Raw genomic sequence first — 18,588 nt, 5'->3', positions numbered from 1 at the left:
CATGCGCAAAAAGACCACTGTGCGGGCGGCCGCGGCCGCTTCCGCCGCCCTGCTCCTCGCCACCGCCTGCAACAGTCAGCGCGGGCAGGACGACAAGGACGCCGCCGCCGACGGCGCGTGCCAGGGCCAGCAGACCACCGGCATCACCGACAAGAGCATCAAGCTGGGCGGCATCTACCCACTGTCGGGACCGGCCTCCGCGTACGGCACGATCAGCAAGGGCGTGAGCGCCTACTTCAAGCAGGTCAACGACAAGGGCGGCATCGACGGCCGCACAGTCGAGTTCATCGTCCGCGACGACGGCTACCAGCCGCCCAAGGCGGTCGAGGAGGCCCGCAGACTCGTCGAGCAGGAGAAGGTCTTCGCCGTCTTCCAGACCCTGGGCACCCCGTCCACGGCCGCCGTGTGGGACTACCTCGACAAGCGGAAGGTGCCGCAGCCTTTCGTCGCCACCGGCGCCTCCGTCTGGGGCACGGACGACAAGCACCCGTGGACCACCGGCTGGCAGCCGAACTACATTTCCGAGGCACGCGTGTACGCCAAATACCTCAAGGAGGAGAAGCCGAAGGCCAAGGTCGCCGTCCTCTACCAGAACGACGACTTCGGCAAGGATCTTCTCGGCGGGTTCGAGGAGGCCCTCGGTGACAGCGGCATCAAGGTGGTCGCCGAGGAGAGCTACGAGGTCACCGACCCTTCCGTCTCGGCGCAGATGACGAGCCTCGCCCGGTCCAAGGCGGATGTGCTGCTCAACATCACCACGCCGAAGTTCGGCAGCCAGGCCCTCGCCGCCGATGCCAAGAACACCAAGTGGAACCCGCTGCACATCGTGAACAACGTGTCCTCGTCCGCCACCGTGCTGAAGCCCGTCGGATTCAAGAACGTCCAGGGAGTAGTCTCGGCGACCTACTTCAAGGACCCCGCCGACCCGCAGTGGGCGGACGACGCGGAGATGAAGACGTACCGGGAAGCGCTGCGCAAGCACGCGCCCGGATCCGACCCGGCCAACCAGTTCAACGCCTACGGGTGGGCCGCCGCCTCCAGCCTGCACAAGGCCTTGGACGCGATGAAGTGCCCGACCAGGGAGGGACTGCGGGACGCGGTGCGTAACCTCAAGGACGTCAAGGTGGACATGCTGCTCCCCGGTGTCACCCTCTCCACCGGGTCCGATGACGCCTTCCCGATCGAGACGATGCAGCTGATGCGCTTCAAGGGCGAGCGGTGGCAGCTGTTCGGCAAGCCGGTGGACACCCGCAAGGAGTTCGGCCCGCTGGCGAAGTGAGCCTGCGGGGCCGGGGCCCAGGCGGTCGAGGCACCGACCCCTGGGGACCGGCCCCGCAGCCCGTCATAACCCCTCTTGCCCGCCACGCCGCGCCGCGCGCCGGACAAGGCCGCGGCCTCCGCCGGGTTTCAATAGGCTGAACATCGGCGACCGAGTACACGGTGGTGTCCAGCGGTGGAGAAGCCGATGACGGAGCTCAGCGAAAGCCACGACGATCCGTTCGCCCCGCACCTCGCTGCCGTGGTGGTGCTCGACGACCGGGGCGTGGTGGTCGGATGGAACCGGCGGGCTCAGGAGCTGCTCGGCCATCCGGACACAGCCGTGATCGGTCGTCCGGCGATCGAGGTCCTTGTCGCTCCTGGTGATCTCCCGGCTGTCACCGAGGCCGCGGCGAACTGCAGGAGAGCCGGTGGCTGGTTCGGCGTGCTCCCCTTGCGCCACCGCGACGGGCAGCTCGTGGAGCTGGGGCTCAGGGCCCATGAGCTGTCACGCGGTGACCGGGGCCGTGAGTGGTTTCTTGCGGGGGCACTCGCGGGTGACGTCCTCGAGTGGCAGCGGGACCGCGCGGTTCTCGACGGTTTGTACCGCCAGTGCCCGATCGGCTTGGTCGTCCACGGTCCCGACCAGAGGATCCTCCGGGTCAATCGGGCCATCGAACGGTTCAGCGGCGTCCCGGCAGCGGACTTTCAGGGGATGTCCACCGGCCGGATGCTCCTCTCCGACGACGCGCGCAAGGCTGTGGACCGTGTGCGCCAGGTGATGCAGACGGGAAGACCGCTGGTCTACTCCGAGCAGTTCGTTCGCCTGGAGCAGGATCCGGCACGGGAACGGGTCGCGTTGGTCTCGTCCTTCCGGTTGGAGGATCCCTCCGGCCGCGTCCTGGGTGTGGCCGAGATGATCGAGGACATCACCGACCGCCATCGGGCCCAGCGCCGGCTCGCGCTCCTCGACCAGGTGGGCAGCCGTATCGGAACCACGCTCGACGTGGCCGAGACCGCGCGGGAACTGGCCGAAGTGATGGTGCCCCACCTCGCCGACCATGCGTCGGTGGACCTGCTTCAGGCGGTGACGCGCGGTGAGGAACCGACCCGCGCCGTGGCAGCAGGGCCCGTGGTCCGGCTGGGGACCTGCGGCGTCGGTGCCCAGCAACCCGGCCCGCCGCACCCCGAGGGCGAGCCCGTGGAGTTCGGGCCCGGCACACCGCAGGCCGGATGCCTGGCCGAGGGCCGGCCCGTCCTGGAGCCGGTTCTCCCGCCCGACTGGGTCGCGGCGGCAGGCCGTCAGGGGGCCCAGGCTCCGGACCTGGGCGCCCACTCCCTGATCGTGGTACCTCTTGCCGCGCGCGGCCTGGTGCTCGGTGTGATGACCCTGTGGCGCTCGCGCCGCCCCGATGCCTTCGAGACGGACGATCTCACCCTCGCCCAGGAACTCGCCTCGCGCGCCGCCGTCGCCATCGACAACGCCCGGCGCTTCACCCAGCAGCAGCAGACCGCGTTCACCCTGCAGAGCAGCCTGCTGCCCCGGGCGGTTCCGGACCAGTCGGCCGTCGAGGTGGCCCTGCGGTACCTGCCGGCCAGCGCGGGCCCGGGTCTGGGCGGCGACTGGTTCGACGTCATTCCCCTGTCCGGGGCCCGGGTCGCCCTCGTCGTCGGCGACGTGGTGGGACGCGGTATCCATGCCGCCGCCACCATGGGCCGGCTGCGCACCGCCGTCCATACGCTCGCCAGCCTCGACCTGGAACCGGACGAGGTCCTCTCCCGCCTCGACGACCTGGTCAACCTGCTGGCGGCCGAACAGGAGGCAGTCGGCGAGCGGCCCGTGGGTGAGCAGGTCGTCGGCGCCACGTGCCTGTACGCCGTGTACGACCCGGTCGCCGGACGCTGCTCCGTCGCCCGCGCCGGTCATCCGCCGCCGGTGGTGACCGCTCCCGATGGACAGGTGGCGCTTCTCGACCTGCCCGCCGGCCCACCGCTCGGCCTGGGCGGCCTGCCGTTCGAGGCCCGGGACATCGAACTGGCCGAGGGAAGCCTGCTGAGCCTGTACACCAACGGAATCATCGGCGAGCGCCACATCGACGCCGACGTCGGCCTGACGAAGCTGTGCGCAGCGCTCGCCCGCCCTGCGGGCGCCCTGGAGCGCACCTGCCAAGCGGTGGTCGACGCGCTGGTGCCCTCGCGCCCCAGCGACGACGTCGTCCTGCTGATCGCCCGCACCCGCATGCTGCCACCGGACAGTGTCGCCTCCTGGCGTCTGCCGCCGGAGCCCGCCAGCGCCGGCCGGGCCAGGGCGTTGACCTCGGCCAAGCTGACCGAGTGGGGTCTGGAGCACCTGGCGTTCACCACCGCGTTGGTCGCCAGCGAACTGGTCACCAACGTCTATCGCTACGCCGGCGGCCCCGCGACCCTGCGGCTGATCCGTGAGCAGTGTCTGGTGTGCGAGGTCAGCGACACCAGCCACACCTCACCGCACCTGCGCCACGCCCGTACGACCGACGAGGGCGGGCGCGGCCTGTTCCTGGTGGCCCAGATGACCGAACGCTGGGGTGCCCGCTACACACGCGAGGGCAAGACCGTGTGGACCGAACAACCGCTGACCGGCCCGCCCGTCTGACCGTCCCGGGCCGCGGCCGGCGCGGGAGGCCGCCTGGGGCCGGCCCACCCGCGCCGCCGTGGTCATTCGGCTGCGGCGAGAAGCCGTGCCTCGCTCTCCTCGTACAGGCGCCGCTGCTCACGGCTGTCGGCGGCACGGAGACGGTGGTCCAGACGGCTGCCCAGCCAGCCCGCGAGATAGCCGAATGGGATGGAGACCAGCCCGGTGGACTGCATGGGGAACAGGTCGAAGTCGGCATGCGGGAAGACGGCGGACGGCGTGCCCGAAACGGCCCTGGAGAAGACCATGAGCAGCAACGCGCAGGCCGCGCCGCCGTAGAGGGTGGCGAGCAGGCCGGTGCGCGTGAACCCTCGCCAGAACAGGGAGTAGGTGAGCGCGGGTGCCACCGCCGATGCCCCGATGCAGATGGCCAGCGTGGTCAGCACGCCGGCGTCCCAGTACTGCACCATGGTGGCGAGCCCGATGGCGACGATCCCCACGGCCACGCTCGTCCACGCCGCCACCGTCATCTCGGTACGGGGCTCGGCCCGTCCCCGCCGCACCGCATGAGCGAACAGGTCGTGGGCGAGTGACGAAGCCGCGGCCAGGGTCATCCCCGCGACCGACGACAGCAGGGTGATGAACACCATGCCTGCCACGGCCGAGTACAGGATCGCCGCGCCCGCGGAGCCGGGGGCCCCGCCGAGCATCTGGGACAGCATGAGCACCGACGTCCTGCCGTGCGGGTCGGCCGCGGTGATGTGCTGCGATCCCACCAGGGCCGCCGCGCCCGTACCCATGATGATCACGAGCAGGCAGAACGCGGTGACCGTGCCGACTGCCCAGGACATGGAGCGACGCACGGCCGGTACGTCCTGGGCGGAGTAGAGGCGCATCGTGATGTGGGGCAGGCAGGCCACGCCGAGGATGACGGTGATCTGGAAACCGACGAAGTCCAGCCGGCCACCGGTGGAAGTGCCGAGCTGTAGACCCTGCTGAAGGTAGGCGGGGCCCGCGCCGCTGCCGTGCTGGGCGGCCCGGAGGATGTCGCCGGGGCTCCAGTCGAAGCGGTTGAGTACGAGAGCGGCGACGGCGATGCTGGTGCCGAGCAGGAGCACGATCTTGATCATCTGAATGAGCGCTGTGCCCCGCATACCGCCGATCGCCGCATAGATGATCATCAGAGTGCCGACGATGACGATGGACGCCGTCCTGGCGCCCGCCGCGTGCGGGATGTCGAGGATGAAGGTGAGCAGCGACCCGGCTCCGGAGAGCTGGACGACCAGGAAAGGCAGGGTCGCCGAGAGCGTCACCAGGCAGGCCGCGATACGCACGGCCCGTCCGGGCATGTTGCGGGCCAGGACGTCGCCCATGGTGAACCTGCCCGCGTTGCGCAGGGGTTCGGCCAGCAGGAACATCAGCAGCACCAGGGACAGGGCGGTGCTGACCGCGAGGACATAGCCGTCGTATCCGGTGAGCGCGATGATCCCGGTGGTACTGAGCACCGTGGCCGCGGAGATGTAGTCGCCCGCGATCGCCAGGCCGTTCTTGAGCGGGGTGAGCGACAGGTAGCCGGTGTAGAAGTTCGTCAGGTCGTCGCGGTCCGGTCCAGCCATGACGCACATCAGCAGCGTGACGGTGACCAGCGTGGTGAACAGAACCAGGACGAGGGCCTGCGTCCCGGAGCTGAAGTCGTTCATCTCGCCATCCCCGCGTGCCGGCCGGCCGGGACTGCCCGCTCCCTGACGGCGCGGGCCAGCGGATCCACAGAGCGTCGTGCGCTGCGTCCGTACCAGGAGACCGCCGCGAAGGTGACGACGAGTTGGAGGATGCCCAGGGCCATGCCCAGGCTCAGCTCTCCGGTGACCTTGGATCCCATCAGACCGGGCGCGTAGCAGGACAGCACGACATACACCACGAAGGAGCCGAGTGCGGTGAGCGTGGAGATCCGGCGGAGCAGGCGGTAGGCCGAGCGGAGGGCGGCGAGGTCGGCGTCGTCTCGATGGGCCTCGTGCGCGTAGGGGGCGTCCCATGGGGCTTGCCGCCCGTATGAGTCGTATCCCGGGGCGTCGTGCCCGTACGGCTCCGGCCACGGGTTCTGTCCGTACGTCTCGTGTCGAGGGGGGATCCCATAGGGCTGTGCTGAGGGTGGGTACCGGTTCTCGTCGGCGTATGTCATCGCCTGGCCTTCCACTACGGCTCGGATCCGTGAGGTGAACGGGAAAGGACGCTTCAGGCGGCGCACCATACCGACTGGTTGGAATGCCTGTAAGTCTGCCGTAGGTCACATTTCGGAATTGATGTGAGCGGCATGACGCAGTGGTCGCACAGGTGGCGCAGCGCACCGGCACATCGGTCGAGCGCGAGGCCGTCGGCCGGGTAGTCCGCACCACCCACGGAAGGTCACACTCCGCCATCCAGGTCTTGCGGCGGGCGGGGTTTACCAGGGCTGCCTGCTGTCGTACACCTACAACAGCATGGGTGTCTTCCGGTACGGCGATCGCACCGCCAAGATCCGTACCGTGCCGACGGCCGAGTGCCTGGCCGCTCTCACGCACCAGATCGTGGACGGCGGGCGGACAACGAGGCGTTTCGCCGCACCCTGGTCGCCGCCGCGGAACGGGACCATCCTTCGAGCTCCAGGTGCAGCTCAACACCGAACAGCAGCGGCGCGCACCTGCTCGGCTGAGCCGGCCGAGCCGCGGAGGACGACGCGGGGTCTTTCCACGGCCGCGACGGCGACATCGCCCGCGTGCACGCCGCCGTGCCGGCTCGGGTGCTGATCGGGATGCCGGAGCCGGGGCTCGGCGAGGTCGAACGGCTCGCGAGGGCCGAGGAGCTGCCCGGGCGGCTGGTCAGGCGCCCGGCCAAACGGCGCGACCCTCGCCGACCGAGCGCACGGTCAACCGCGCGTTCTCCGCGGCTCGGGCACCGGTGGAGAAGGCCACCGCGAGGCCGCGACGCCCCGCGGGGCTCGGAGCCGGGCGCGGCTCAGGCTAGGGGAGGGCCTGCGCGCACCAGATCGTCTTGCCGCTGGTGGTGTGCCGGGTGCCCCACCCCTGGGTGAGCTGGGCGACGAGCAACAGGCCCCGGCCGCCCTCGTCGAAGGCACGGGCCCGGCGTAGGTGCGGGGCGGTGCTGCTGGCGTCGGAGACCTCGCAGATCAGGGACGTATCACGAATCAGCCGCAGCCTGATCGGCGGCTCGCCGTATCTGATGGCGTTGGTGACCAGCTCGCTGACGACCAGTTCGGTGACGAAGGCCGCCTCCTCCAGGCCCCAGGCGTCCACCTGGTCGACGGCGAACTTCCTGGCGCCCGGCACCTGCGCGGGGTCGGGTCCGACGTCCCAGTCGGCGACGTGGTGGGGATCCAGGGCGTGAGTGCGAGCGAGCAGCAGCGCGGCGTCGTCGGTGCGGCTTTCGGAAAGCATGGCGTCCATCACCGTGTCGCACAGGATCTCCAGTGAGGTGGCCGAGTGGTTCAGGATCCGCTGCAGTTCGGCGATCCTCTCGTCGACGTCGCGCTTGCGGCTTCGCACCAGTCCGTCGGTGTAGAGGGCGAGCAGGCTGCCCTCGGGCAGCCCGAGCTCGGTGGCCTCGAAAGGCAGCCCACCGATACCGAGCGGTGGTCCCGGCTGGGCGGGTACCGGTGTCCTGGTGCCGTCCGCGGAGATGATCAGGGGCAGGGGATGGCCGGCGCTCGCCAGCGTGAAGCGCCGGGAGACGGGGTCGTAGACGGTGTACAGGCAGGTGGCCCCGGACTCGCCGGCCGGCTGGAAGTGGTCGGCGGGCTGGAGGTCGCTGGCGAGGTGGAGGACCAGGTCGTCCAGGTGGGTCAGCAGCTCGTCCGGTGGCAGGTCGACGTCGGCGAGGGTGCGCACCGCCGTGCGCAGCCGGCCCATGCTGGCCGAGGCGTGCAGGCCGTGGCCGACTACATCGCCGACGACCAGGGCGACCCGGGCGCCGGACAGCGGAATGACGTCGAACCAGTCACCGCCCACTTCGGCGCCGGCCCCGCCGGGCAGGTAGCGGGATGCCACCTCGACCGCCTCCTGATTCGGCAGCCCCTGCGGCAGCAGGCTGCGTTGCAGGGTCAGTGCGGTCGTGCGTTCGCGCGAGTACCGACGGGCGTTGTCGATGGCGACGGCTGCCTTGGCGGTCAGTTCTTCGGCGAGGATCAGATCGTCGGCGGTGAAGGCCTCGGGCCGGTCGCTGCGGGAGAACGCGACGACGCCGAGCAGCGCGCCGCGCGCCCGGAGCGGCACGGTGATCCGGCCGGTCAGCCCGTCCGCGGCGATGGACCCGTCGATCAACGGGTTGCCCGGTGGCCAGTGGGCCGGGTCGGCGGCGAGCCCGGGCCCGAAGGCCCATTCGCCTCCCTGGCCGGGCTCAGCGGCGAGCTCGACGGTGGAGCTGCCAGTGGCCATGCAGCGGGCGGCTACGGAACCGGGAGCGTGGCTGACCGGAATCATGGGCCCGAGGGCCCGGTCGGTGTCCCCCCTCGCGCTGTGTTGGGCGGCACGGCTGAGCGGGATGGGCTCGCCGCGGGTGAACGCGGACGCGGAGGGCGGTTCCTCTCCACGCAACACCTCGTCGAAGAGATCCACGCTGACGAGATCGGCGAATCCCGGCACCGGGGTCCTGGCCAGCTCCTGGGCGGTGCCGATCACGTCGAGTGTCCGGCCGATGCCGCCGCTGGCCTTGTTGAGGATGAGCAGGCGTTGCCGGGCCCAGTACTCGGCGCTCATGTCGAATCCCCAGTTGGCGACCGCGCGGACCCTTCCCTCGGCATCTCGGACGGGCCAGATGCTGGTGGCCCAGGCGTTGGCGTAGTTGCTGCCGAGCGGGCGGAAGACGGTGATGAGACGCGCGGGCTTGCCCGTCCTCGCCACTTCGGAGAGCTGGTCGGTGTAGGGCTTGTCGTCCCTTTCGGGGAACAGCTCGCGGTCGAATTCGGGAAAGAGCTCGCGGTACTTCTTACCGAGCACTTGCTCCTCGGAGTGCGCTATCACCCGGCCCGAGGAGGCGTTGATCCACAGGAACCGCAGTTCAGGGTCGTAGACACCCAGAGCGAAGGGGGACTGCTCGAAGGCCCGGTCGGCGATCACCGGGCGGCGTCCCCAGCGCTGGACGGTCACCACGTGACCCAGTGGCCGCCCGTCGGGGCCGAACAGCGGCTGCGCCGCCAGCACGGCGTCCACCGTGGAACCGTCCCGGTGGCGCAGGGCAATGAACCCCGTGGGGCCGGCGCCGTAGCCCTCGGGAAAGCCGGCGGGTGGGGGATCGACCAGCAGGTCGGCCACAGGACGCCCGACGGTGTCCTTCGCCGTCCAGCCCAGCAGCAGCCGCCCGCCCTCGCTCCAGCCACTCACCACGCCGTCCGGGTCCACGACGACCGCGGCAGTGGGGGCGTCCTTTGTGCCGGCCATTTCCACGCGTCAAGCCTCCGTCCGGACAGCCATCCCGCCAGGGCTGGTTTCCAGCGGCTCCTTCCAGCCTAGATCCGCCCCCGCTCCACGGCGCCCCGGCCTGCTCGGAGCGATGGGAAAACCCGCCGCCGCTTCCGCGCAGTGGCTGCTCCCGGGGCCGCGGTCGGCGCTAGGGGCGTTCCTGGCACGCACGTCCGGCGCACCGCGGCGCGTCGAGCGTGAGGCCGTCGTCGGGGCCGGGCGGTACCCCGCGTGTCCTGCGCCTTGCCGAGTGGTGTGCCTTCAACCGGTGGTAGCCGCCGCCTGATGCAGCTTCAGGGTGGCCCCGTCCTGTGCGAGCGTGGCTTGCGCCGGCGTCGCGGTGAGGGCCGCGGTGAAGGTGGCCGCGCGGCGCGGTATGGCATACGTGATGCATGGCTGCTCCTGTCCGGTGGTGGACTGCGGCGCCGTGGCCCGGTCGTGGGGCGGGGCGTACCAGGCCACGGGAGTCCGGGATCAGTAGCCGTAGATCATCTTGTAGGCGACCTCGGGGAGGAACTGCCCGGCCGAGGAGCCGCCTCCGACGCCGCAGTTGCCGTCGGATTCGCCCGGAACCTTGATCCACAAGAGCATCTCGGCGCCTCCGCCCAGCTGGGTGGGGGTGCCGATGCGGCGGCCCGAGGGGTTGCACCACTGGCCGTTGGAGCCGTTGCCGTTGCGGCTGGTGTCCACGACGAACGGCTTGGTGTAGCCGTAGCGGGAGCTCAGTTCACGGTTGACGGCGTTGCCGTAGGCGGTGTTCTCGGCGGTGGCGACGTAGTTGGAGATGTTGAGCGAGAAGCCGTGGGCCTGTCGGACGCCGGCTTCGTGGAGGCGCCGGGCCATGGTCGCCGCGTCGGCCCAGCGCGGATTGCCGGCGTCCATGTAGACCCAGGTGTTGGGGGCCTGACGGCTGAACTGGGCGAGGGCGCCGGTGAGCATTCCCTCGCGTTCGTCGATCTGCGCCTGGGTCATGCAGCCGTAGTCCCCGAGGGAGTCCGGTTCGAGGATGACGACGGCAGGACGGTTGGCGATCCCGCCGGCGAACTGGGCGATCCAGTCGGCGTAGGCGGACGGCGAGGCGGCGCCGCCCGCGGAGTGCCCGCCGCAGTAGTCGCGGTTGTAGATGTTGTAGGCGACGAGGAGGGGCAGCTTGTCGACGCGGTCCGCCGCTCCCACGTACCCGCCCGTGGCGGTGCCGATGGTGCCGCTCCAGGAGCCGAACCAGCGGGCCATCGGGGTGTTGGCGATGGAGGCGTTGATGGCGGCGGCTCGGCCGTCGCCGGGGTTGGCGGCGGCCCACCTCTTCGCGCTGGATTCGGGGTCCACGTAGAACCCACTGGTCATGGTGGTCGGGTCAGCGGCGTGGGCGGACGGTGCGGCGGCGAGCGCCAGCGGCAGAGCTAAGAACGCTGCGGCCAAGGCGCGGAGTCTGCGGCGCATGACTGAACCTCGATTTCCTGGCAGGGGGGCGTCGCACGCTCTGGGTCCCGAGCGTGCGACCTGAGCAAGAGCGGTGTTACGACCTGATCTTGGGAGCGCTCCCACTGGAAGCGGTCCCAACAGCACTGGAAAATCGTTCGGGGGCTGTTCGGTATGGTGTTGCGGGGTAGTTGAACTGTCAAGGGCCGATGTGCAACGCGATTCGGATGGCGAGAACAAGCCTCAACGACCACGAAAGTGGAAGCGGTTCCAGCCTTGCGGAGGTCCGGTCGTGGGGGAAGGCTCGTGGTTCATGGCAGAAGGTGTGCCGCGTCGGCAGCCGACGCTCGACGAGGTGGCCGAACGCGCCGGTGTCTCCCGCTCCGTGGCCTCCCGTGCCCTCAACAACGCGCCACATGTCAGCCGTGCCAAACGGGAGGCGGTGGAACGGGCTGTCCGGCAACTCGGTTATGTGCCCAATCCGACCGCCCGTGCTCTGGCCACCCGTCAGACAGGAGCGGCCGCTCTGGTCGTCTCGGGAGAGGATCCGTCGATCTTCGCGGATCCGTTTTTCGCCCAGGTGATCGTGGGGGCGTCGACCGCTTTGGAGGAGGCCGATCTGCATCTGATGCTGTGCCTGGCCGCTTCCGACCGGGGCCGCAAGCGAGTTGAGGAGCTCTTCCGGTCCAAGGGTGCCGACGGCGTCATGCTGATGGCGCTGCGCGAGGACGATCCGCTGGCCGGCATGGCCGAGGAGGCGGAGATGCCTGTCGTGTTCGGAGGGCGCCCGGTCGGTTCGGCTCCCCGGTGGTACGTGGACGTCGACAACGTCGGCGGAGCGCGCGAGGCGACCGAGTACCTGGTTGCGCGCGGCCGGACTCGCGTGGCTGCGATCTGCGGGCGTCTGGACACCGGGGCCGGGCGCGCCCGGTATCGCGGCTACCGGGACGCCTTGCTGGCGGCCGGCCTCGATCCGTTGCCGCCGCAGGAGGGGGACTTCACGGAGCCCAGCGGAGCCGCCGCCATGGCCGTTCTGCTGGCCAACCACCCCGACTTGGACGGGGTGTTCGCTGCCAACGACAACATGGGGGCGGGGGCGTTGCGCACGTTGCGCGCGGCCGGCCGGGCGGTCCCCGCCGACGTCGCTGTGGTGGGCTTCGACGACCTGACCGTTGCCCAGGTCGCCGATCCGCCCCTCACCACCGTTCATCAGCCCATAACGGCTCTCGGACGGGAGATGGCGCGCATGCTCGTCACGCTCATCAACGGACACGACCCCACCCCGTTGATCCTGCCCACGCGCCTGGTCACCCGCTCAAGCGCCTGACGGGCCATGTGGGCGTGGGCCCCGGACGAGCGTCGGGGCCCACGTCGTCAGCAGGTGGAGTTGGTCTGGGTGAGCAGGCCCAGCCGCCAGGGGAGGGAGTTGTAGTCGCCGCTGGCGCTGGGGTTCATGCCTTGTGCGCTGTGGGGGTGCCGCCCAGTGCGGTGAGCGTTGACGCGTAGGCCGGTTTCCTGTTGCCGCCGCGGTCGAACAGCAGGGGGTTCTCCCCACTGCGCCAGGAGTCGCTGTCGCGGATGCCCCAGACGGTGATTCCGGTGCAGCGCGGCACGTTCATGCAGGCCCGCACCGTGTTGGCGTACGCGTTCGGCGGTGCCTGCGCGATGTCGAGTTCGGTGATCTGTACGTCCACGCCGAGGGCGGCGAAGCTCGACAGCGTAGTCCGGAAACTGGCGGGCGGGCCGCCGGCGCCGAAGTGGGCCTGGAGGCCGACGCAGTCGATGGGCACGCCGCGCGACTTGAAGTCGCGCACCATGCGGTAGACACCCTGGGTCTTCGCGGCGTTCCAGTCCTCGATGTTGTAGTCGTTGTAGCAGAGCTTGGCCGCCGGGTCGGCCGACCGAGCCGTGCGGAACGCCTGCTCGATGAACCCGTTGCCCAGCACGTCCCGGAAGACCGAGCTGCGCAGCTGGCCGCTGCCGCCGTCGGCGAAGGCCTCGTTGACCACGTCCCAGGAGTGGATCCGGCCCTTGTAGCGGTTCGCCACGGTGGTGATGTGGTTGTTCATCACACTGCGCAGCGTGTTCGCGTCCCTGATGGAGCTGACCCACCCGGGGAGTTGGGAGTGCCACACCAGCGTGTGGCCACGCACGCGCTGGCCTCGGGCCGCCGCGCGGTTGACGATCTGGTCGGCGGCGCCGAAGGTGAACTGTCCGCGGGACCGCTCGGTCGCGTCCCACTTCATCTCGTTCTCGGGTGTGACCGAGTTGAACTCGCGGTCCAGGATGCCGGTGTACGTGCCGTCGCCGAGCCTGCCGGCAGCCACGGCGGTTCCGAAGTACCGTCCGGACTGGGCCGCTTGGGCACCCAGTGTGCCGGCCTGGACGCCGTCGGGTGCGCCGGTCGCGGTCCCGGGCGTCACCAGCGCGGCCGTGGCCAGCAGGGCTAAGACGGAGGCTCGGCGAAGGCCGAGCCGTTTCAGCGGGTTCATGGTTCTCCTCGCATTGGGGGGTTGGGTGGTGCGATCCATGCCGTCGTTCAGGGCGTGGACAGTTCGAACCGCGTGACGCGGACCGCGCCGCCGAGCGCCTGCGTGGCGTGGTTGAAGAGGGCGAATCGGTAGCCCATGAAGAACCGCCAGTCGTTACCCATGGAGAAGGCGGGCCCGAGGCGGATGAAGTTGATGCCGTCGAGGCTGTAAGAGAAGGTTCCGGGGCGTGCCGCGCCGGGGCGGATGTCCGCGGCCGCGCGCAGCCGGACGCGGCTGCCGGACACGGCCGCGCTCGCGACCTCGGTGCCCCTGCCGGTGGTGTTCCAGTTCCCGTCCATGGTCAGCCCGTTGACCATCACCACCCGCGTCGCGCCGCCTTCGCGTTTGACCCCGATCCAGGCGGAGGAGTCACGCAGCAGCGCGAGCCCGGCCCGGTCGCCGTCGCGCATCGCCGAGAAGTCGAGGTCGACCGTGGCCGTGGAGGTGGGCCCCTGGATGCGGTGGGTGAGCGTGTTGCGGGCCCAGTACAGGTCGTTGGTGACGGTCGCGGTCCGCAGGGTCAGTCCGCTGCCGGCCGACCACTTGGTGTTGTCCGGGTTGTGGTTCCACTCCCACCTCGGCTTGAGGTTTGTGCCGTCGAAGGTGTCGACACCGACCAGGGGGGTGACCTGGCGGGGCGGAGTGGGCACGGCCGGAAGGGGATACGAGGTGCCCCATGCGCCGTTCACGAGCTGCACCACGGGCCAGCCGTCCGAGGTCCAGGTGACGGGTGCCAGGGCGGGCATCCGGCCGCCGGGGTACGCGTCCACGAAGGCCAGGTAGTACCAGGCGCCGTTCTGCGTCCGCACGAGCCCGCCCTGGTGCGGGACGCCGCCGCCGGGGATCGGTCCGCGCAGGTCGAGGAGCACTTGCCGCATGGTGTACGGACCGAAGGGGCCGCTCGACGACTTCAGGATGTACTGGCCGTTGGCCGGGCGGGTCAGGAAGATGTAGTACTGCCCGTTGATCTTGTAGAAGCGGGCTCCCTCCAGGGTGCCGACACTCGATGGGGTGCTGAACACCTGCTGCGTGCGGACCTGGGTGCGGCCGTCGCGCGAGAGCTGGGCGACGCTGATGGTCGTGTTCCCGTACGCCACGTACAGGGTGTCGTCGCTGTCGACGAGCAGCCCGGCGTCGTAGTACGGCGTGCTGATCGTGGTGAGTCTGTTCCAGGGGCCTTCGGCGGCGGTGGCGGTGTAGATGTACGTCCTGGCGAAGTCGATCTGGCCGAGCCAGTAGAAGGTCCTGTTGCTCGGGCGGTAGGCCAGCGACGACGCCCAGATGCCGCGGACGTAGCCACGGCCACCGTTCAGGTCGTATTTGGCGCCGAAGTCGAGGACGGGCACCGAATGACCGGCGATCTCCCAGTTCACCAGGTCGTAGGAGCGCAGGACGGGGGCGCCCGGCGAGTAGTGCATCGTCGAGGCCGAGGCGTAGTAGGTGCCGCCGACGCGGATGACATCGATATCCGCGAAGTCCTGCCAGATGACCGGGTTCATGTACTCCGCGGCGGCCGTGAGGGCCGACTCCCGGGCGGGAGCGGAGGCGGCGGCGCGGAAGGCTCCGGTCAGAGGAAGCAAGGCGCCGGCGGCCAGGCCGGTGGCGGCGGCCAGCGCCCGGCGGCGGCCCACGGGTTGTTGAGAGCATGACATATCCATGTGTCGTTCTCTCTACGAGGGAAGCGCTTGGATGGCGGGTCGATCCCCCAGCGTTCGAGAGCGCGAACGCCAATCGACTCATCGGGCTTCCTGGATGATAGGAGGTCGACAGCTCCCGTCAATATGCCCCGCATGATTCGATACTGGCAGCGAAATCTTTCGACGCTCGAGTGGGCTTACAGATCACCGAAGACGCTCCGATCTGTGGCGGTCGGCGGTCGGCGGGGTGGCGATGAGCAGCTGACCGGCCGTGTGCTGTTGACATGTTCAGCAGTCTCTCCAACACTCCGTGACGTCGGCGATCCGAAATCAGACCTAAATTTCGAACAACCCGCACGTGCCGCACGCACGACATGAGCTGCCCGCACGCAGCTGACATCCCATGTCTGGCGGGCGCCGGTGCGCCCCCTCCTGTCGCGTTCTGCCCGCACCGCGCCCCGCACGGCCCGCCGACGATCGCATCACCCGCCGAGCCGAGGAGTTCCACGGTGTCCAGACGATCACGCAGACGACCGCTCCACCTTCTCGCGGCCGTCGCACTGACGGTCATTGCATCCATCACGACCTCCGCTCACTCCACCGCCTCGGCCGCGCCCGGCAGTCCGGCGCTCACCCCACCATTGGGGTGGAACAGCTGGAACAGCTTCGGATGCGGGATCACCGAGTCCCAGGTGCGTCAGGCCGCCGACACGATGGTGTCCTCGGGCATGCGGGACGCCGGCTATCGGTACGTGGTGGTCGACGACTGCTGGTTCGACCCGCAGCGCGACGCGGCAGGCAACCTGCGGGCCAATCCGGCCAAGTTCCCCAGCGGGATGAAGGCGCTCGGGGACTACATCCACAGCAAGGGCCTGAAGTTCGGCATCTATCAGGTGCCGGGCGAGCGCACCTGCGCGCAGACCGTGGGGACCTACCCGGGGTCCACGGGCAGCAAGGGGCACGAGGCCCAGGACGCCGCCACATTCGCCTCGTGGGGCGTCGACTACCTCAAGTACGACTGGTGTTCCTCGAGCGGCACGCGTGACGAGCAGGTCGCGCGGTTCACGCTGATGCGCGACGCCCTGCGCGCCACCGGGCGGCCGATCGTCTACAGCATCAACCCCAACAGCTTCCACGCCCCCACCGGCGCCACATACAACTGGGGCGAGGTCGCCGACCTGTGGCGGACGACCGAGGACCTGCTCGACATCTGGCAGAACGGCAACACCAACAGCTATCCGATGGGCGTCGGCAACGTCCTGGACGTCACAGCGCCGCTGGCGGCGCAGTCGGGCCCGGGGCACTGGAACGACCCCGACATGCTGGTCGTCGGCCGTCCCGGTCTGTCACTGACCGAGTCCCGTTCCCACTTCGCCCTGTGGGCGCTGCTGGGTGCCCCGCTCATGGCCGGCAACGACATCCGCACCATGTCCGCCGACGTGAGCGCGATCCTGCGCAATCCGCGTCTGCTGTCAGTGAACCAGGATGCGCTGGGCGCGGGCGGGCGCAGGGTGCGCGACGACGGCGGCACCGAGGTGTTCGCCAAGCCCCTGTCCGACGGCTCGGTCGCGGTGGGCCTGTTCAACCGGGGAGGCGGCACTGCGACGGTGACCACGACAGCAGCCCAAGTCGGCCTGTCCGGCGGGTCGTTCACTCTCACGGACCTGTGGACCGGCGGTACGACGAACACGTCCGGGCAGATCTCGGCGAGCGTCCCCGCGCACGGCGTGGCCGTGTTCCGGGTGAGCGGTGGCAGCCCGCTGGCCGCCACCACCTCGCGGCTGCGCGGCAACGGCTCGGGCCGCTGCCTGGACGTGGACAACGCCTCCACCGCGGCCGGGGCCACGGTGCTGATCTGGGACTGCCACACGGCCGCCAACCAGCTGTGGACCACGTGGGCCGGCGGCGAGATCCGCGTCTTCGGCGACAAGTGCCTGGACGCCTACGACCGGGGCACCACCAACGGCACCCGTGTCGTCACCTGGCCCTGCAACGGCCAGAACAACCAGAAGTGGACCGTCGGCTCCGACGGGTCGATCCGCAACGTCCACGCCGGGCTGTGCCTCGACGCCGACCGGGCCGGCACCGCCAACGGAACGCCGCTGGTCCTGTGGACCTGTAACGGCCAGGCCAACCAGAAGTGGACCCACGTGTGACACCCCGCTCCGGCCGATGTTCCAACGACCCCGGATGGGCAAGGCCACCGCTCTGACGAGCGGTACACACCATCCGGAGCGGCGGAAAGAACCGGAGCTTCATCCTGCGCATCCCGGACGGCCGCATGGCAGAGACGGCGCAGGGAGCGGGCTCGGAGCGCTGCGTCGGCGGGCCGCGGAGCGCTCCGAGCGAGCCGGTCAGAACTGGCAGGTGTCCTTCCAGCGGGTGACCAGGGAGGTGTCGTTCTTGTCGGCGTCACGAGCGGGACCGCACAGGAACGGGCTGAAGCGGGTGTCGGCGCGCAGCCAGAGGCTGAAGAACGACACCATCCACTTGCCCTGCTTGGCCTTGTCGCCGTAGCCCGTCATCGGGCACAGATGGTCGCCTGGAACTTCGATGTAGAGCTTCTCGGCCTGGGACATGGAGTTGTACCAGGGCATCGCGTAGGTGTTGCCGTGGGCGACGGAGTCGCTTTGACAGGTCAGGAAGAAGGTGGGCTCGGTGACTCCGGAGAAGTTCCCGTTCGGGTGGTACGGGGCAGTCGGCACGCCCGCCCGGAAGCGCGAGTCGTCCCGGAGGGCGGCCATGACGCCACCACCGCCCATGGAGTGACCGGTCGCGCCCAAGGTGCCGTTGAGCTTCCCCGACAGCGGGTTGCCGGGAGCGTCGCCGAGCGCGAGCAACTGGGTGCCGGCGGCGGTGATCTGGCGGCCGCGCGACTCCGGATCGTCGGTGAGTGTGTTCGTTCCGACGTTGATGACGACGAAGCCCCAGGAAGCGAGGCGGGGCGCGAGCCACTGCAGGTTCTGCTGTGTGCCCTGATAGCCCGGCATCAGCACGATGCCCGGGTACGGGCCACTGGCCGTCGGATACGTGACCGTGCCTGAGCCGTACCCGCTCGGGCTGGGGACGGTGTAGGTGGCGGTGGTCAGCGGCCCGTTGGCGGCCTCCAGGGAAGCGGTCGTTGGGTCCGGGATGCCGTTGCCCGGAGGGGTGCCCTCACCGGAGCCGTACACCTGGAACTCCCACAGCGAGTAGCCGTAGGCGGTGCCGCGCTGGGTGCCGTAGAGGCGGACGTACCGGCCGCTGCCTTTCACGTCGAGGGTCTGCGCGCCGCCGGTGCTTGTGGTGGTCGAGTGGATGGTGGTCCAGGCGGTGCCGTTGTCGGAGGTCTGGATCCGGAAAGAGCGTGCGTACGCGGCCTCCCAGCGCAGCACCACTTGACTGAGGGTGGCGGTGGCGCCCAGATCCACCGTCAGCCACTGCGGATCACTGAACGTGCTGGACCAGCGCGTCCCGGTGTTGCCGTCCACCGCCGCGGACGCGGGGGTGGCGGTGTTCTCGGTGGACGAGGAGGTCACGGGCTTGCCTTGCGACAGCAAGTCGGCGGCGGCTGCCGGCGCGGCGGTGGCCGTCAGCAGAGTCAGCGCCAGGCCGATGGTGGTCGCCAGTGCGATCAGTGCCGTCATGGGTCGGGATCGGGTCCGTAACGGCGCGGTGGTGTCGGTCGAACGACTGCGTGGACG

10 protein-coding genes and 1 pseudogene are annotated in these 18,588 nt (G+C 69.9%); 4 read left to right on the top strand and 7 right to left on the bottom strand.

Going from position 1 to position 18,588, the window contains the following annotated elements; translation table 11 throughout:
- The first annotated feature begins 1 nt into the window (after position 1).
- Entirely contained in the window at positions 2 to 1,279 is a 1,278-nt protein-coding gene (locus OG542_RS03520; protein ID WP_311129162.1) for an ABC transporter substrate-binding protein, read from the top strand.
- A 186-nt stretch (positions 1,280 to 1,465) separates the two neighbouring features.
- Positions 1,466 to 3,889: a SpoIIE family protein phosphatase gene (locus OG542_RS03515; protein ID WP_328408077.1), complete on the top strand. Its 2,424-nt coding sequence runs from the start codon at positions 1,466 to 1,468 to the stop codon at positions 3,887 to 3,889.
- Between the two features lie 62 nt (positions 3,890 to 3,951).
- Here OG542_RS03515 and OG542_RS03510 read toward each other — a convergent pair whose 3' ends face one another.
- The 4 genes from OG542_RS03510 to OG542_RS03495 all read right to left on the bottom strand — a co-directional run bounded on the left by OG542_RS03510 (position 3,952) and on the right by OG542_RS03495 (position 10,758).
- Positions 3,952 to 5,568, bottom strand: coding sequence for a sodium/solute symporter (locus OG542_RS03510; protein ID WP_328408075.1), 1,617 nt, complete (start codon positions 5,566 to 5,568; stop codon positions 3,952 to 3,954).
- A complete protein-coding gene (locus tag OG542_RS03505) occupies positions 5,565 to 6,047 on the bottom strand; it encodes a DUF485 domain-containing protein (protein WP_328408073.1) in 483 nt (160 codons plus the stop codon). The genes OG542_RS03510 and OG542_RS03505 overlap by 4 nt, the downstream gene beginning before the upstream one ends.
- An 817-nt stretch (positions 6,048 to 6,864) precedes the next feature.
- Positions 6,865 to 9,297 (bottom strand): SpoIIE family protein phosphatase, encoded by a 2,433-nt coding sequence (locus tag OG542_RS03500; RefSeq protein WP_328408071.1) that lies wholly within the window; start codon positions 9,295 to 9,297, stop codon positions 6,865 to 6,867.
- Positions 9,298 to 9,792: 495 nt separating this feature from the next.
- Positions 9,793 to 10,758: a glycoside hydrolase family 6 protein gene (locus OG542_RS03495; protein WP_328408069.1), complete on the bottom strand. Its 966-nt coding sequence runs from the start codon at positions 10,756 to 10,758 to the stop codon at positions 9,793 to 9,795.
- Between the two features lie 292 nt (positions 10,759 to 11,050).
- Here OG542_RS03495 and OG542_RS03490 point away from each other — a divergent pair, with 292 nt between their 5' ends.
- Positions 11,051 to 12,064, top strand: a complete 1,014-nt coding sequence (locus OG542_RS03490; protein WP_328408067.1) for a LacI family DNA-binding transcriptional regulator — start codon at positions 11,051 to 11,053, stop codon at positions 12,062 to 12,064.
- Positions 12,065 to 12,191: 127 nt separating this feature from the next.
- Here OG542_RS03490 and OG542_RS03485 read toward each other — a convergent pair.
- Together OG542_RS03485 and OG542_RS03480 are read right to left on the bottom strand one after the other, a co-directional pair.
- A pseudogene (locus OG542_RS03485) lies at positions 12,192 to 13,229 on the bottom strand (endo-1,4-beta-xylanase); the annotation flags it as partial.
- A gap of 47 nt (positions 13,230 to 13,276) precedes the next feature.
- Entirely contained in the window at positions 13,277 to 14,920 is a 1,644-nt protein-coding gene (locus tag OG542_RS03480) for a glycoside hydrolase family 43 protein (protein WP_328417749.1), read from the bottom strand.
- A 494-nt stretch (positions 14,921 to 15,414) separates the two neighbouring features.
- Between OG542_RS03480 and OG542_RS03475 the strand changes: the two genes are divergently transcribed.
- Complete coding sequence (locus tag OG542_RS03475) at positions 15,415 to 17,061, top strand: glycoside hydrolase family 27 protein (protein ID WP_328408065.1); 1,647 nt, start codon at positions 15,415 to 15,417, stop codon at positions 17,059 to 17,061.
- A 198-nt stretch (positions 17,062 to 17,259) separates the two neighbouring features.
- Here OG542_RS03475 and OG542_RS03470 read toward each other — a convergent pair whose 3' ends face one another.
- Positions 17,260 to 18,531 (bottom strand): poly(ethylene terephthalate) hydrolase family protein, encoded by a 1,272-nt coding sequence (locus OG542_RS03470; protein ID WP_328408063.1) that lies wholly within the window; start codon positions 18,529 to 18,531, stop codon positions 17,260 to 17,262.
- Between the last annotated feature and the right edge of the window lie 57 nt (positions 18,532 to 18,588).

Source organism: Streptomyces violaceus, assembly GCF_036014075.1.
Lineage (GTDB): Bacteria > Actinomycetota > Actinomycetes > Streptomycetales > Streptomycetaceae > Streptomyces > Streptomyces violaceus.
This window is presented reverse-complemented; position numbering and strand designations above follow the sequence as displayed.

What these genes read in the sequence shown, in the direction of transcription:
- OG542_RS03520 (WP_311129162.1), top strand. Translation starts at nt 2, where the DNA reads ATGCGCAAAAAGACCACTGTGCGGGCGGCCGCGGCCGCTTCCGCCGCC.
- OG542_RS03515 (WP_328408077.1), top strand. Translation starts at nt 1,466, where the DNA reads ATGACGGAGCTCAGCGAAAGCCACGACGATCCGTTCGCCCCGCACCTC.
- OG542_RS03510 (WP_328408075.1), bottom strand. Translation starts at nt 5,568, where the DNA reads ATGAACGACTTCAGCTCCGGGACGCAGGCCCTCGTCCTGGTTCTGTTC.
- OG542_RS03505 (WP_328408073.1), bottom strand. Translation starts at nt 6,047, where the DNA reads ATGACATACGCCGACGAGAACCGGTACCCACCCTCAGCACAGCCCTAT.
- OG542_RS03500 (WP_328408071.1), bottom strand. Translation starts at nt 9,297, where the DNA reads ATGGCCGGCACAAAGGACGCCCCCACTGCCGCGGTCGTCGTGGACCCG.
- OG542_RS03495 (WP_328408069.1), bottom strand. Translation starts at nt 10,758, where the DNA reads ATGCGCCGCAGACTCCGCGCCTTGGCCGCAGCGTTCTTAGCTCTGCCG.
- OG542_RS03490 (WP_328408067.1), top strand. Translation starts at nt 11,051, where the DNA reads ATGGCAGAAGGTGTGCCGCGTCGGCAGCCGACGCTCGACGAGGTGGCC.
- OG542_RS03480 (WP_328417749.1), bottom strand. Translation starts at nt 14,920, where the DNA reads ATGTCATGCTCTCAACAACCCGTGGGCCGCCGCCGGGCGCTGGCCGCC.
- OG542_RS03470 (WP_328408063.1), bottom strand. Translation starts at nt 18,531, where the DNA reads ATGACGGCACTGATCGCACTGGCGACCACCATCGGCCTGGCGCTGACT.